At 66.3% G+C, this 14,201-nt stretch carries 15 protein-coding genes; 4 read left to right on the forward strand and 11 right to left on the reverse strand.

The genetic code is table 11. The features are described from left to right. Nucleotides 1-131: 131 nt before the first annotated feature. Complete coding sequence (locus C7I84_RS09445; RefSeq protein WP_106771923.1) at nucleotides 132-1,487, forward strand: 8-oxoguanine deaminase; 1,356 nt, start codon at nucleotides 132-134, stop codon at nucleotides 1,485-1,487. 54 nt (nucleotides 1,488-1,541) lie between these two features. Here C7I84_RS09445 and C7I84_RS09450 read toward each other — a convergent pair whose 3' ends face one another. Further along, nucleotides 1,542-2,015: an Lrp/AsnC family transcriptional regulator gene (locus C7I84_RS09450; RefSeq protein ID WP_106771924.1), complete on the reverse strand. Its 474-nt coding sequence runs from the start codon at nucleotides 2,013-2,015 to the stop codon at nucleotides 1,542-1,544. Between the two features lie 157 nt (nucleotides 2,016-2,172). Here C7I84_RS09450 and ald point away from each other — a divergent pair, with 157 nt between their 5' ends. Continuing rightward, nucleotides 2,173-3,288 carry an alanine dehydrogenase gene (gene ald / locus C7I84_RS09455; RefSeq protein ID WP_106771925.1) on the forward strand — a complete coding sequence of 372 codons (1,116 nt, stop codon included), beginning with the start codon at nucleotides 2,173-2,175 and terminating at the stop codon, nucleotides 3,286-3,288. A gap of 192 nt (nucleotides 3,289-3,480) precedes the next feature. Here ald and C7I84_RS09460 read toward each other — a convergent pair whose 3' ends face one another. The 5 genes from C7I84_RS09460 to sseA form a co-directional block, all read right to left on the reverse strand. Continuing rightward, on the reverse strand, nucleotides 3,481-3,951 hold the full coding sequence (locus tag C7I84_RS09460; RefSeq protein WP_106771926.1) for a DUF1203 domain-containing protein: 471 nt from the start codon (nucleotides 3,949-3,951) through the stop codon (nucleotides 3,481-3,483). A gap of 103 nt (nucleotides 3,952-4,054) precedes the next feature. Beyond that, nucleotides 4,055-4,708, reverse strand: a complete 654-nt coding sequence (locus C7I84_RS09465; protein WP_245428371.1) for an outer membrane protein — start codon at nucleotides 4,706-4,708, stop codon at nucleotides 4,055-4,057. Nucleotides 4,709-4,821: 113 nt separating this feature from the next. Further along, nucleotides 4,822-5,376 carry an OmpA family protein gene (locus C7I84_RS09470; protein WP_106771927.1) on the reverse strand — a complete coding sequence of 185 codons (555 nt, stop codon included), beginning with the start codon at nucleotides 5,374-5,376 and terminating at the stop codon, nucleotides 4,822-4,824. Between the two features lie 176 nt (nucleotides 5,377-5,552). After that, nucleotides 5,553-6,116: a GNAT family N-acetyltransferase gene (locus tag C7I84_RS09475; RefSeq protein ID WP_106771928.1), complete on the reverse strand. Its 564-nt coding sequence runs from the start codon at nucleotides 6,114-6,116 to the stop codon at nucleotides 5,553-5,555. A gap of 1 nt (nucleotide 6,117) precedes the next feature. Continuing rightward, nucleotides 6,118-6,969 carry a 3-mercaptopyruvate sulfurtransferase gene (gene sseA / locus C7I84_RS09480; RefSeq protein ID WP_106772017.1) on the reverse strand — a complete coding sequence of 284 codons (852 nt, stop codon included), beginning with the start codon at nucleotides 6,967-6,969 and terminating at the stop codon, nucleotides 6,118-6,120. 240 nt (nucleotides 6,970-7,209) lie between these two features. Here sseA and C7I84_RS30555 point away from each other — a divergent pair, with 240 nt between their 5' ends. Continuing rightward, nucleotides 7,210-7,530, forward strand: a complete 321-nt coding sequence (locus C7I84_RS30555; RefSeq protein WP_106771929.1) for an antibiotic biosynthesis monooxygenase — start codon at nucleotides 7,210-7,212, stop codon at nucleotides 7,528-7,530. Nucleotides 7,531-7,538: 8 nt separating this feature from the next. Here C7I84_RS30555 and C7I84_RS09490 read toward each other — a convergent pair whose 3' ends face one another. The 4 genes from C7I84_RS09490 to C7I84_RS09505 form a co-directional block, all read right to left on the reverse strand. After that, a complete protein-coding gene (locus tag C7I84_RS09490; protein ID WP_106771930.1) occupies nucleotides 7,539-8,273 on the reverse strand; it encodes an alanyl-tRNA editing protein in 735 nt (244 codons plus the stop codon). After that, entirely contained in the window at nucleotides 8,273-9,307 is a 1,035-nt protein-coding gene (locus C7I84_RS09495; RefSeq protein ID WP_106771931.1) for a cysteine synthase A, read from the reverse strand. Before C7I84_RS09495 ends, C7I84_RS09490 begins: the two co-directional genes overlap by 1 nt. Before the next feature lie 185 nt (nucleotides 9,308-9,492). Next, nucleotides 9,493-10,689: an MFS transporter gene (locus tag C7I84_RS09500; protein ID WP_106771932.1), complete on the reverse strand. Its 1,197-nt coding sequence runs from the start codon at nucleotides 10,687-10,689 to the stop codon at nucleotides 9,493-9,495. Nucleotides 10,690-10,813: 124 nt separating this feature from the next. Continuing rightward, nucleotides 10,814-12,283: a DEAD/DEAH box helicase gene (locus C7I84_RS09505; protein ID WP_106771933.1), complete on the reverse strand. Its 1,470-nt coding sequence runs from the start codon at nucleotides 12,281-12,283 to the stop codon at nucleotides 10,814-10,816. A gap of 447 nt (nucleotides 12,284-12,730) precedes the next feature. On the opposite strand from C7I84_RS09505, the gene C7I84_RS09510 reads away from it, so the two are divergent. Continuing rightward, nucleotides 12,731-13,039: a hypothetical protein gene (locus C7I84_RS09510; RefSeq protein WP_133170078.1), complete on the forward strand. Its 309-nt coding sequence runs from the start codon at nucleotides 12,731-12,733 to the stop codon at nucleotides 13,037-13,039. A gap of 420 nt (nucleotides 13,040-13,459) precedes the next feature. On the opposite strand, the gene C7I84_RS09515 is transcribed toward C7I84_RS09510, so the two are convergent. Next, nucleotides 13,460-14,161: a metal-dependent hydrolase gene (locus tag C7I84_RS09515; protein ID WP_106771935.1), complete on the reverse strand. Its 702-nt coding sequence runs from the start codon at nucleotides 14,159-14,161 to the stop codon at nucleotides 13,460-13,462. Nucleotides 14,162-14,201: the final 40 nt, after the last annotated feature.

Below are 14,201 nucleotides of genomic sequence, written 5' to 3' on the forward strand. Positions count from 1 at the left end.
CCCTTCGAAATCGGAAACCAGCCCGCTCGCGCAAGCGATGACGATCCGGAGCGCACACCTCCAGGGACAGGGCTCACAACGCACCGCCAGGTATCGGCGCTGCATGGTGAGATTGCCTTGGAGGACTGCCAATGATCGTCGACCTTCTCGTCCGTGACGCCTACATCTATGTCGATCGCGACTGGGAAGTGGATGGCGGCTGGATTGCTATCGAGAACGGGCGTGTGCACTCGATCGGCAAGACCAGTCAGGAACCTCCCCCGGCTGCGCGCACGATCTCGGCCCGCGGCCGGCTGGTGACGCCGGGGCTGATCAATGCCCACCACCACATGTATCAAAACCTCACCCGCTCCTACGCGCCGGTGACCAACGGCTCGCTGTTCGAGTGGCTCACCGGCCTTTACCCGCTGTGGGCGAAGCTCGACGAGGAATCCCTCTATCTCTCGACCTTCGTCGCCATGACCGAGCTGCTGATGGGCGGCTGCACCACCTCGATGGACCACATGTACGTCCATCCGAAGCCGGGCCTGATCGACGCGCAGATCAAGGCCGGCACCGATATCGGCTTCCGCTTCTACGCCACGCGCGGCTCGATGACCCGCTCCGTCGAGGACGGCGGCCTGCCGCCGGCCTCCGTCGTGCAGACGGAGGAGGAAATCCTTGCCGACAGCATCCGCCTGGTCGAGCGCTATCACGATGCCTCGCCGGGGGCGATGACACGCGTCGCGCTGGCGCCCTGCTCGCTGTTCTCGGTGACCGAACGGCTGATGTCGGAGACGGCCAGGCTGGCCGACCGCTACGACCTGCGGCTGCACACGCACCTGGCCGAGGATCCCGACGAGGACGACTATTGCGCCCGGGTCTACGGCTGCACGCCCACGGAATATTTCGAGCGGGTCGGCTGGGCGAGCAAGCGCTCCTGGGTGGCGCATTACATCTACCCGTCGCATGACGAGATCGGCCGCCTCGCCCAGGCGGGCGTGTGCGCAACCCAATGCCCATGCTCGAACATGCTGATCGGCGGCGGCTCGGCCGACGCCATGGCGCTGCGCGCCCGCGGCATGCCTGTCGGACTGGGCTGCGACGGCTCGGCCTCGACCGACCATGCCTCGCTGTGGCTGGAGGCCCGCACCGCCCTGCTGCTCGGGCGCTATCGCAACGGGCCGAGATCGATGACGGCGCGCGACGCGCTCGAGATGGCCACGCGCGGCGGCGCCGCGTGCCTCGGCTGGGAGGACGAGATCGGCCATTTGCGGCCCGGCGCCTGCGCGGACCTGGTCATCTGGAAGATGTCGGACGTGGCCCTTGCCGGCGCGCATACCGACCCGGTCGAAGCCTGGCTGCGCTGCGGCCCGGCGGTGGCGGGGACGACCATCGTCAACGGCAAGGTGCTGGTCGAGGACGGCGAGCCGGTCATGCCGCAGCTCGGCGACGTGCTGACGCGCCACGCCAGGCACGCCCGGCGCATTCAATGCCTGGAAGCCTGACGCTTGGACCGTCGGGATGACCCCACTGGACCTCTTTCCGCGGCAAGACAGCGTTTATGCCATCTCCGGCTTCAGCCCCAGCGCGGTGCGGTCGACGATCTCGCGCAGGGCGAAACTCGAATTGATCTTGGTCACATGCGGCATCGCCGACAGCCATTCCTTGTGGATGCGCTCGTAGTCGGCGAGATCCTTGGCGGCGATGCGCAGGATGTAGTCGTACTCGCCCGACATCAGATGGCAGGAGAGCACGTTGGGGCAGCGCTTGATCGCCGCCTCGAAATCCGAAAGCGTCTTCTCGAACTGTCCCGACAGCGATATGTGGACGATCGCCGTCATCTGGTGGCCGAGCGCTGCATTCGACAGGCGGGCGTGATAACCGCGCACCACGCCGCTCTTTTCCAGGTTGTCCAGCCGCCGCGAACAGGCCGACTGCGACAGCCCGACCTTCTCGGCCAGCGCCGCGTTGGAGATGCGGCCGTCCTTCTGCAGCGTATCCAGAATCGCAATATCAATCCTGTCAAGCGACATTCTTGCCAATTCCTTCGATATTCTCCGGGCTTGACGCAAGGAATAGCGAAACCGACGGGGATAGACAACCGACTTCGCAAGGACGTTCGGCCTGCTCCGTGGTTCAATTCATCCTCAGCAGGAGACAAGGCCGCAAAGGCCGGTGAGGAGAACGAAGATGCGCGTCGGCTGCCCTAAGGAAATCAAGAATCACGAATACCGCGTCGGGCTGACCCCGGGCTCGGTACGCGAATATGTGGCGCACGGCCACGACGTGCTGGTCGAGACAGGCGCGGGCGCCGGCATCGGCGCCGGCGACGATGCGTATCGCGCCGCCGGCGCGACGATCGCCAGGACGGCGGCGGACGTGTTCGCCAGGTCCGACATGATCGTCAAGGTGAAGGAGCCGCAGCCCGGCGAATGGGCGCAGCTGCGCGAAGGCCAGATCCTTTACACCTACCTGCATCTCGCGCCGGATCCGGAGCAGACCAAGGGCCTGCTCGCCTCCGGCGTCACCGCCGTCGCTTACGAGACCGTCACCGACGAGCGCGGCGGCCTGCCGCTGCTGGCGCCGATGTCGGAAGTCGCCGGCCGCCTGTCCATCCAGGCCGGCGCAACGGCCCTGCAGAAGGCCAATGGCGGCCGCGGCGTACTGCTTGGCGGCGTGCCGGGCGTGCTTCCCGGCAAGGTCGCGGTGATCGGGGGCGGCGTCGTCGGCCTGCACGCGGCCAAGATGGCCGCCGGGCTGGGTGCCGACGTCACCATCATCGACCGCTCGATCCCGCGCCTGCGCCAGCTCGACGACATCTTCAACGGCCGCGTCCACACGCGCTACTCGACCGTCGAGGCGCTGGAGGAGGAATGCTTCTCGGCCGACATCGTGATCGGCGCCGTGCTCATCCCGGGCGCGGCGGCGCCCAAGCTGGTTAGCCGCGAGATGCTGTCCGGCATGAAGAAGGGCGCGGTACTGGTCGACGTCGCCATCGACCAGGGCGGCTGCTTCGAGACCTCGCATGCCACTACCCATGCCGAGCCGACCTACGAGGTCGACGGCATCATCCACTATTGCGTCGCCAACATGCCTGGTGCCGTGCCGGTGACGTCGGCGCATGCGCTGAACAACGCGACGCTGCACTACGGCCTGCAGCTCGCCGACAAGGGTCTGAAGGCGCTGGTCGACGACCCGCATCTGCGCAACGGCCTCAACGTCCACAAGGGCCGGGTCGCCAACCGCGCCGTCGCCGAGGCGCTGGGCTACGAGATGGTGGAGCCGAAGCAGGTGCTAGCCGCTTGACCAGTTTCCCTATCCTGAACTCAAAATCCCGCTGCTAAGGCGGGATTTTTTCAAGCAGGCAACAAAAAAGCGGGACAAAACCCGCTTTTTTGCAATCGGCTTTCCGCCAGTCCATCCGTGGTCGGAAGCCGATCAGCATTGCCAAGCGTAAGCCGTGGAAGGTTAACGAAAGGTAATGACAGGCGACCGACCCTACGCCCGCTCGACGCGGCACTGGTAACAATTGTTCCTGGCCGAGCGCACGTGAACATAGGCGACGTCGTCGCGCTCGAACAATTCGTGTGCCCGGCCGCAGATGCTTTGCGTCGGCGTGACCGCGCCGGTGCCGTAGACGATGCGGTCGTCGGCGCCGTAGCCTCGGACGATGTAGTCCGGGGTCGGGCGAAAAATGTCCGGCAGCACGTCGCTTTCCGGCGCGCGGTCGCACTCGTCGGCGCACAGGAAGATCGGCCCGGTCTCGGCATAGGGCTGCAGCGCGGGGAACGGCCGGTAGGCCAGGACGAGATACGATTTGCCCGCCGGAACGGTCCGCAGGCAGTGGCGGCAGGGAACACCGTCGCCGTCGGAGACCTTGCGCTCGGGCGCAAAGCCGTAGGCGTCCTTGCCGCCGCGCTGCAAGGCGCGGACGCTATCGGTCGGCAGGGCGATGAAGCGTATCAGCATGGGAGGCCTCCTCGTCATTGATCGACGAGGACGCTACGCTCGCGGACGGCGCCCCTCCACCCGAAACCTGCGTTCGGCCAGTCGTCCCTGCCCCTTCGTCAGGTCAGAACTTGTAGGAGAAGCCGGCCGTCACGGTGTGGGTGTTCAGCTCGACATCGCTGAAGCCGAGGATGTCCTCCTTGCCGAAGTCGTAGTAGCGGTACTCCAGGCGGCCGATCAGGTTGTCGGTGAAGGCGTATTCGGCACCGCCGCCAACGGTCCAGCCCGTATAGCTCTGGTCTTCACTGAAGGTCGCGCCGCCGGCACTCGCATCCACCGAAGCCCTTGTGAAGGCGACCCCGCCGGTACCGAAGATCAATGTCCGATCCCAGGCATAGCCGACACGTCCGCGGATCGACGCCAGATAGTCCGTTCCGACCTCGACCTCCACGCCCGGAAACGCGAAGGTCTCGTCGTTCCAGGTCGCGTTGATGTCGCCTTCGACGCCGAACACGAACGATCCGACCTGCCAGTTGTAGCCGATAAAGCCGCCGAGCAGGCCGCCGTCGAAATCCCGGGAGCCGCTGCCGAATACCGCGTCGAACTCCGCTTCGTTCCAGGCATAGCCGCCCTGGATGCCGACATAGCCGCCGGTCCATGTGAACACGGGCGCTTCGGCGATCGGCACGGGTTCCTGCACGATCGCGTCGGCCGCCATCGCGCCGGACGCGGCAATGAGGGAAAGAGCGGACGCGACGAAGATGGAACCAAGGCGCACAGCGGCCTCCACGTTAACGAAAATCAAGCCCGTCTACCCCTGGGCCTCTATCTAGCACACACAACCGGAGATAGCTGTAGCAAAACGGCATCAGCTATCTCCGACCAGCCCATTCACCGCAGAAAATCGTCGATGCGCCGCAGCGTCACGCGGCGGTTCTGCCAGTTCTCGTTCTGGGTTGGCACCAGCAGGAACTCTTCGCCATAGCCGACGGTCTCCAGCGCCCGGCCGGGAATGCCGAACTCGCGCATCAGCACGCGACGCAGCGATTCGGCACGGCGCTCGGACAGGATCTGGTTGGAGGCGGCCGAGCCGACCGCGTCGGTGTGGCCCTCGATCAGCACGGTGGTGCCCGGCCGCCGGCGCAGCAGGCGCTCAAGCGCGGTCGCGATGGCCTCGACCTTTTGGTATTGCGAGACGGGGATCTCGGCCGAGCCGAAGGCGAAGTTGATCGCCTGGATGTCGATCGATGGCGCGGCGCGGCGCAGGTCGGGCCGGCGCTTGAACTCGCGTGCGGTCACCCGCTGGTCGGGCCTTATCCGGCGCTCCGCCGGCGCTTCCAGGCGCCGCTCGATCTGGGCGGCGGACGGCATCGACTGCGCCGCGGCGACAGTCGGGAAAGCGAGCAGCGCGAGCGCAAGGGCGGCGAACTGGCGGCGGGTGGGCATGGATATCTCCTTCGGTGGTCGTCGTGCGGTGGATCGCCGATCGGCACCACTTCTGGACGGTGGAAGCTGAATCGTTGCTGAACGGCGTGTTCAGGCAGTAGGCAATGGGCAGTCGGCGATAGAGGCCCTTTAGCTACTGCCCTACTGCCCTACTGCCCTACTGCCCTACTGCCCTCTTACCGCATCACCACGGCAGAGCGCTCGGCGAAACTCATCGGATGGACGACCTCGCGCTTCTGGCCGATCGGCGAGAAGCCGATCTTCTGGTAGAGCGGCAGGGCGGCGGGATGGTCGAGCGTGCAGGTCTGCACCGACACCTTCTGCGGCTCGTAGGACCACGCCGCCGCGACGGCGGAGCCGAGGAACCAGCGGCCGAGCCCCTGGCCCGTCGCGTGCTCCATCAGGCCGAAATAGGCGAGCTCGACCTCCTCAGGCAGGTCGGTCTTGAGGTCGAAGAAGCCCGCCGGCGCACCGTCGACATAAAGCACCCGGATATCGCGCTCGGGCTTGCGCAGCCCCTCCTCCATTTCTTCATCGGAGAGCCGCAAGGCATTGACCCAATGCCACTTCCGCCCGACCCGGTCGATCAGATAGCGATAGTAGTGGACCGGAATGTCGCGGACCCTGAGCAGCGCGATCTGCCGGTTGTACGGCAAGGGCGCGTACTGCGCCGGCGGCCGCGCCATTTCGAGGAACGTCACGGTCACGTCTATCGTCTCGGGCAACTTCGTGTCGGCCATGTCAGTCCTTGCCTGTGACGACGGGCGTATCGGAGTTCCCGCCCCATTCGGTCCACGACCCGTCATAGAGCCGGTTGTCACCGTGTCCGACGCTCTGCAGCGCCAGCGTGATAACGGCCGCCGTAACACCGGAGCCGCAGGAGGTGACGACCGGCTTCGACAGGTCGAGCCCTGCCTCCGCCAGTTTGCGACGCAGTGCCTCGACCGGCAGCAAATGGCCGTTTTCCGACAGCGAGACGGCGGGCACGTTCTTCGCGCCCGGCATGTGGCCGGAACGCACGCCCTTGCGCGGCTCCGGGTCGGTTCCGGCAAAGCGGCCCGGCGGGCGCGCGTCGGCGATCTGCGCCGTGCCCGCCTCGACCACCTCGCGCATGTCGGCGAGGCTCGCCACCCGCTTCGCGTCGAAATCGGTGAAGAACACGTTGGGCGCCGTGCGTGTCGCCTCGGCCGTGACCGGACGTCCGGCCGCCTTCCAGTTGTCGAAGCCGCCGTCGAGGACAAAAACCTCCGGCGCCCCCATGACGCGGAACATCCACCAGACGCGCGGCGCCGAAAACATGCCGGGGCCGTCATAGACGACAATGGTGTCGTCGGCCGAAATCCCCATCGAGCCGACATGCTGGGCAAAGACCGCCGGCCGCGGCAGCGTGTGCGGCAGACCCGAATCGGGATCGACGACCAGGTCCTGATCGAAAAAGATCGCGCCCGGTATGTGGGCCGCGTCATATTCGGCCTTGGCATCGCGGCCCTGCGCCGGCAGGTACCAGGAGGCATCGACGATCGACAGGCCGGGGCGGCCGAGTTGGCCCTGCAGCCAGTCGGCGTCGACGACGAACGGGCTTTTCTCCGGCATGCGCGCCTCCATAGCAACGGCCACTGCTTCTCGCATATCGCGGCCCGGGCAAAAAGGGGCAGCGCTGCTTTCCTGCATGGGCAGCACCCCGGCTCCGCCGGTCTTGATCCCGGATGGTGCCATTCTCGCCATTCTTGCGGTCGTTCGGCCACATCATGGCTGGAAGGCCATCCTTCCCGGCACAAATAGCAGAGACACGCCCTCGCCCGCCATGCGAGGAATCACGAAGGAGAGCCTGCCATGATCAAGCGCATCTGGAACGGTTTCACGACCCGCGAAAATGCCGACGCCTATGAGCGGCTGCTCGACGGCTTCGTTTTTCCGGGCATCGAGGCGAAAAGGATCCCGGGCTACCGCTCGATCGAGCTGTTGCGGCGCGAGGTGGGCGACGAGGTGCAGTTCACCACGGTGATGTGCTTCGATTCGCTTGCCAACGTCGTCGCCTTCCAGGGCGCCGACTATGAGATAGCCTATGTGCCGGAAGAAGCCCGAAGGATTTTGAAGCGCTGGGATGAGCGCTCGACGCATCATGAGGTGCGGCAGACGCGGATTTATGGCTGATCCGGCGGTTAGCTCGGCAATTCGCCGAAGCGTATGCGGAAGCGGCGCTTCTCCCGCCCCTTTTTCTCGATCTTGCCGATGTGGATCGGACCGACCTCGCCGGTCGAGCGCACATGCGTGCCGCCGCAGGGCTGGCTGTCGATCCCCCCGTCGTCGCCGATGCAGACCAGCCGGATACGGCCGGTGCCCGAGGGCGGGCGGACGTTCTTCGACTTCACCAGCCCGGGATTGGCGGCGAGATCGGCATCGGTGATCCAGCGGGTGAACACCGGCTGCTCCGCCGAGACGAGTTGCATCAGCTTTTCGCTGACCAGTTCCTTGGTGTAGCCCGCGTCGGGAATGTCGAAATCGACGCGGCTCTCCTCCTCGCCGACCGACGCGCCGGTGATCGGGAACGGACAGACCACGGTGAGCAGGTGGCAGGCCGTATGCATGCGCATCAGCAGATGCCGGCGCGGCCAATCGATGAACAGGCCGACCACTTCGCCGGCGACCGGCAGCGGCTGATCCGGCGCCGGCAGATGGATGATCTCGTCCTTGCTCTCGCCGGTGATGGTGGCGGCGATGGCGATGCGGCTGCCATCGGGTCGCAGGAGATGGCCGGTGTCGCCCGGCTGGCCGCCCGACGTGGCGTAGAAGATGGTCTTGTCGAGCACGACGCCGCCGCGCTCGTTGACGCCGAGGACCGTCGCATGCGCTTCGGCGAGATAGGCATCGTCGCGGAACAGTGCCTCGGTCGGCATCACGGCACCGGCTCGTACGGCACGGGAATGTCGGCCGTCCGGTCCATCCAGTCGGGGATCGGCAGGTTCTTGGTGCGCAGGAAATCCGGATTGAACAGCTTCGACTGGTAGCGCGTACCGTAGTCGGCGAGCACCGTCACGATGGTGTGGCCGGGGCCGAGCTCGCGCGCCAGGCGGATGGCGCCGGCAATGTTGATGCCGGTCGAGCCGCCAAGGCAGAGCCCCTCCTCCTGCACGAGGTCGAAAATGATCGGCAGGGCCTCCTCGTCCGGGATCTGGTAGGAAAAGTCGGGCGCGAAACCTTCGAGATTGGCGGTGATGCGCCCCTGCCCTATGCCTTCGGTGATCGAGCTGCCTTCTGCCTTCAGCGCGCCGGTCGTGTAATAGCTGTGCAGTGCCGCCCCCAACGGATCGGCGATGGCTATCTTGACGTCCTTGCGCTTGGCCCTCAGCCCGATGGCGACCCCGGCCAGCGTGCCGCCGGTGCCGACCGCCGACACGAAGCCGTCGACCTTGCCGTTAGTCTGCGCCCAGATCTCCTCGGCGGTGGTGGCGATATGGCCGTCGCGGTTGGCGACGTTGTCGAACTGATTGGCCCAGATGGCGCCGCTGTTGTCGCTGCGGGCGAGCTGCTCGGCGAGCCGCCCGGATACCTTCACGTAGTTGTTCGGATTCTTGTACGGCACCGCCGGCACTTCGATGAGCTCGGCGCCGAGCAGTCGCAGCGCGTCCTTCTTCTCCTGGCTCTGGGTATCGGGAATGACGATCACCGTGCGATAGCCGAGCGCCTTGGCGACCACGGTCAGCCCGATGCCGGTATTGCCCGCCGTACCTTCCACGATCACGCCGCCGGGCCGCAGCAGGCCGCGCTTCTCCGCGTCGCGAATGATGAACAGGCCGGCGCGGTCCTTGACCGACTGGCCCGGGTTCATGAACTCGGCCTTCCCGAGGATCTCGCACCCGGTCTCCTCCGAAGCGCGGCGCAGCCGGATGAGCGGCGTGTTGCCGATCGCGTCGATGACCGAACCAAGCATGAGGCAGTTCCCGTTGCGCAGGCGGCACCGGCGAAGCGCTGCCGCTGTTGAAGGACGTGGCGGCGCCTGCCGCCATTTCGACCGCCTTCCTGCCAGAGACCGCCCCGACATTCAACACGCCGGTCGGGATAGAAGAACGCTGGTCCATGGGAAATACCGGCGCGGCGTGATCCCGCAACGGCGTGTCATGCCGCATGGGCCGGCTTGGCGTCGCGAGCGGCGAGATAGACGACAAGGGCCAGTCCGAGCACCAGCGCGATGAACAGGAACAGCGCCGAATAGGCGGCGGCCGGCTCGCCGGGCACCGTGCCGCCGGTCACCACCGCGCCGGTGGCGAACTGCAGAAGCCCGGCACCGCCGATGACGAAAAAATTCATCAGGGTGACGCCGCGCCCGATCAGGTGCGGTGGCATGAAGGCCCGCGCATGCGCCATCAGCAGGCCGTAGCTGCCGCCGGCGACCCCGATCAGCACCAGCAGCGCCGTAGCCGACCCGAGCGAACTCTGTGGATGAAGGCCGAGCGCGAGCAGCGCCGAGAGGCTGATCGTTGTCCCCACGACCGCCACCCATTTGCGCGTGCCGAAGAACTGGTCGAGCGGGCCATAGATGAAGGCGCCCGCCGCCATGGCCAGCGCCATCAGGACCGTGGCGTTGCCGATCGCCAGCATGTCGGCGGCATGGACATCGGCGAGATAGGGACCTGCCCACAGGCCGCGAATGCAGGCGGACGGCGCGTAGGCGACCATGGTCAGCGGGATGATCGGCCACAGCACGCGCAGCCGCAGCAGCTCGGCGAACCCGGCAAATCCCGTGGAGCCGCTGCCGGCATGCGGATTTTCCGGATCGCGCACGAGCGCAAAGACCAGCGCCGCGATCAGCAGGGTGAACACGCCGAGCCCGGCCATGACCGGGCGCCAGCCGAACGCCTCGGCGGCATAGGCCAGCGGCGAGGCGCCGAGGACGTTGCCGGCCGTGCCGAAGGCGACGATCCACGACGACAGCATGGCGAATTTGGCCGGCGTGTAGCGGCGCGCAAAGATGAACAGCGCCGCCATCAGGACCGGGGCGCAGCCGATCCCCATCAGCCCGGTGGCGAAAATGACCATCCAGGGTGCCGTAGCGGCGGAAAACAGGAAGGTTCCGCCGCCCGCGCCGAATATCATCAATGTCACCGCGGTATAGCGCGGCCCGATGCGGTCGAGCGCAACGCCGACCGGGAACTGCGACAGCGCGAAGGTCAGGAAGAACACGCCGGAGGCGATGGAGAAGTCGGCCTTGGTCATGCCGAGCTCGCTGCCGAGCACCGGCGTGAGCACGGCCAGGAATGAGCGGTAGAACTGGGAAAGCACATAGGCGACTGCGAGTGCCGCGATGCCGGCCATGTCCTCTCCCGTCTCCCCGAAAATGCAAGTGGCGGCCGAAGCGCTCGCTGCGGCCGCCACCTTGTTTCATCGTCGAGTGCCGCGCAATTGGACCAAACGCGGCTTCGTTCGGCCCAACCGCAGGTCAGGCCGCGCGCGGGGCATTGCGGCGGCCGCGGAACGGCCGCTTCTTGCCGGCGAAGCGCTTCTCGCCGGCCGGCTGGCCGCCGGGGCGTCCCTCGCCCGCGGGTTTGCCGCCAAAGCGCTGCTCGCCGGCCGACGGCTGGCCACCGAAGCGCTGGCCACCGGGCTTGCCGGAGAACGGCTTCTTGCCAAAACCCTGGCGCGGCTTGTCGCCGCCGGGCCGGCCGGCGCGGTGATGCTCGCGCGGCTGTCCGCTATCCCTGCTGTCCGCAGGACGGTCGGCACGCGGCTCGCGCGCCTCGGCCTGCGGATCCGGCTCGCCGAGATGGTCGGCAGCGACCGGCAGCTTCATGCGGATGATGCGTTCCACCGAGCGCAGCTTTGCGTTCTCGTTGGGATCGCACAGCGTGATGGCGACGCCGTCGGCGCCGTTGCGGCCGGTGCGGCCGATGCGGTGGACATAGCTCTCGGCCTCGTCCGGCAGGTCGAAATTGACGACGTGCGAAATGCCGGGCACGTCGATGCCGCGCGCCGCGATATCGGTGGCGACGAGGATGCGCACGGAGCCGTCGCGAAAGCCATTGAGCGCCTTCTGGCGGGCGTTCTGCGACTTGTTGCCGTGGATGACGGCGGCATTGAAGCCGTCGCGCTCGAGGTCGCGCACCACCCGGTCGGCGCCGTGCTTGGTGCGGGCGAAGACCATCACCGAGGACATGGCGGGATCGGCGAGCATCGCTGACAGCACCTTGCGCTTCTGCTTCAGTCTGGCCAGCACGACGCTCTGCCTGATCTCGGCGGCAGTGGTGCCCTGCGGGGCGACCTCGACATGCACGGGATCCTTCAGGATGCCGCGCGCCAGCTGCTCGATCTCGCTCGGCATGGTGGCCGAGAACAGCGCCGTCTGGCGCTCGCGGTGGGTGGCATTCGCCAGCCGCCGGACGTCGTGGATGAAGCCCATGTCGAGCATGCGGTCGGCCTCGTCGAGCACCAGCCAGCGGGTCTCGCCGAGCTTGACCTCGCCTTCGCGGACCAGGTCGGTGAGCCGGCCCGGTGTCGCGATCAGGATGTCGACGCCGGGAGCCATGCGCTTGACCTGGCTGTGGCGCGACACGCCGCCCAGCACCAGGGCGGTCGAGATGTGCATGCCCTTGGCGAGCACCTTGATCGTGTCCTCGATCTGCACCGCGAGCTCGCGGGTCGGGGCGAGGATCAGGGCGCGGGCGGTGCGCGGCAGCCGCTTGCTGCCGAGTGTGGCGATCTTGGCCAGAATCGGCAGGCTGAAGGCTGCGGTCTTGCCCGACCCGGTCTGGGCGACGCCGAGGATGTCGCGGCCTTCGAGCTGCGCGGGAATGGCCTGGGCCTGGATCGGCTTCGGCGTGTCGAAACCCGCGGTTTCGGTCGCCTTGAGCAGCGCACCTGTGATGCCGAGGGCGGCGAAGCCTTCGGGCTTCGCGGAAAGTTCAGTGTTCAAAATTGTCTCTTTCAGGCGGCATCGGCCGCCAACTATCTGCCGCGGCAGGGCGCAACCTGCCGTCGAGCATCATTACGTGAAACGACAAGGCGGCAGGCTGGTTGGCCCGCGCGGCTGCGCTGTCGTGCCCGCGCTTCAGAATACGCGGGGCTTCGTCTCCATGCCGGGATAAGCGGGGAAGGAGAACACGAGACGCAACCAGTCCCATCCGATCGGGAAAGCCGCATCATTCGCGGCCCAAGCGCCTGTTGGCTGCGCATATGGCCCATTCGCCGGGCAATTGCAAGGTGCCATTGTGCATCGCAGCAATGCAGCAGGGGTGGCGGGGGGTAGAAGTGACGTGGATCGCATGCCCTCTTTGCGTCCATACCTGGCATCGGTTGCTGCGTCGGCTTGACAGGAAAAACGCTGTCGTCCTTTGTCACGCTGCAAATTCGGGGGGACAAGATGAGACCATTCGCCATAACTCTGTTGGTGGCGTCGGCCGCGCTGGGCGGCTGTTCGACGGTTCAGGACGATGTGAGGAACGACCGCGAGGCTGCCATCGCTCGCTGCGTCAGACAGGTCGATCTGTCTGGTCCGCGCTTCAAGGCGCATGCCATGACCTATATGGGCGTATCACGCGAGAGCCTGGCAACGACGATGTGCGATCGGCTGGCCAACGGCGTTGCCGAAGGCCGCATCGACCAGAGCGACATCAATCGCCTGATAAGAACCGGCCAACTGACGAGCAAATTCAGTTTCCTCAGGGGATAGAATCCAAGCGTCATCCTCCACGCCCTGCTTTTGCAGTCTGGCCATTGAAAGGAAAGTGCGGGAAGCGGGGCGCGGGGCCGAGCCTCTCTAAGTAAAGTACGTGGCGCGGTGACCCGCGCCCCGCCGGCGTTCTTGCCCGTCCGCTAACCCGCATTCGCGCGACCTTCGCGGCTGGGGCCCGGGTCTCCAGCTCACGCCAGCCGCGCTACCGATTGCGCGACCGACCCGGCGCCGACGCTCCCTCCTGATACCCGGTGCGCACCAAGTTCCCGCAGGAAGCGGCTTTCACGGCGAAATATAGGTGAGGCGGAAAGGGAGGGGATAGAATCGCATTTTCCGAACCTGCCGCTCGACGCGGGGAAACAGGTAAGTGACGGCGACGGTTCACTTTTCCCGTGCACAGCGCGAGACGATACCGTCTCAGATTTCCCTCGCTTGCCCCACCGTCGGCAGCACCAGCTCGGTGCCGCTGCCTTCCATGCCGGAGACGAATTTGTCGGCGCTCTGGTCGAGCACTCCGAACGTGCCATAGTGGCAGGGCACCACGGCCTCGAACTGGAAGAAGCGCCGGCAGGCCAGAGCCGCAACGGCGCCGCCCATGGTGAAGCGATCGCCCACCGGCACCAGGCCGATCTGCGGCTGATGCAACTCGTTGATCAGCGCCATGTCGGAAAAGATGTCGGTGTCGCCCATGTGGTAGAGCGTCCTGTCGTCGGGGAAGTGCAGCACCAGCCCGTTGGGATTGCCGAGATAGACCGCCTGGCCGTTCTCCTGCGTCAAGGCCGAGGAGTGCACGGCGTTGACGAAGGTCACGGTGAAGCCGCCGCAATCGACCGTACCGCCGTGATTGCCGGGATTGACGTTTTCGATGCCCTTGCCGGCGACGAAGTCCGATATTTCCGCATTGGCGACCAGCATCGCCCCCGTCTTCTTCAGAATCGCTATGGTGTCGCCGAAATGATCGTTGTGCCCGTGGGTGAGCAGCACATGGGTGACGCCCTCGGCCGGCTCTTCCCAGCCGCCGGGCCACGACGGATTGCCGGAGAGGAACGGATCGATCAGGATTTTCGCGTCGCCGGCTTCGGCGCGAAAGGCCGAATGGCCGTACCAGGTGAGTTTCATGGCGCACTCCTCGATTTCGGTTGCGGGCGAGGATAGAACG

Origin of the sequence: Kumtagia ephedrae, from assembly GCF_003012745.1 — a bacterium.
Lineage (GTDB): Bacteria > Pseudomonadota > Alphaproteobacteria > Rhizobiales > Rhizobiaceae > Kumtagia > Kumtagia ephedrae.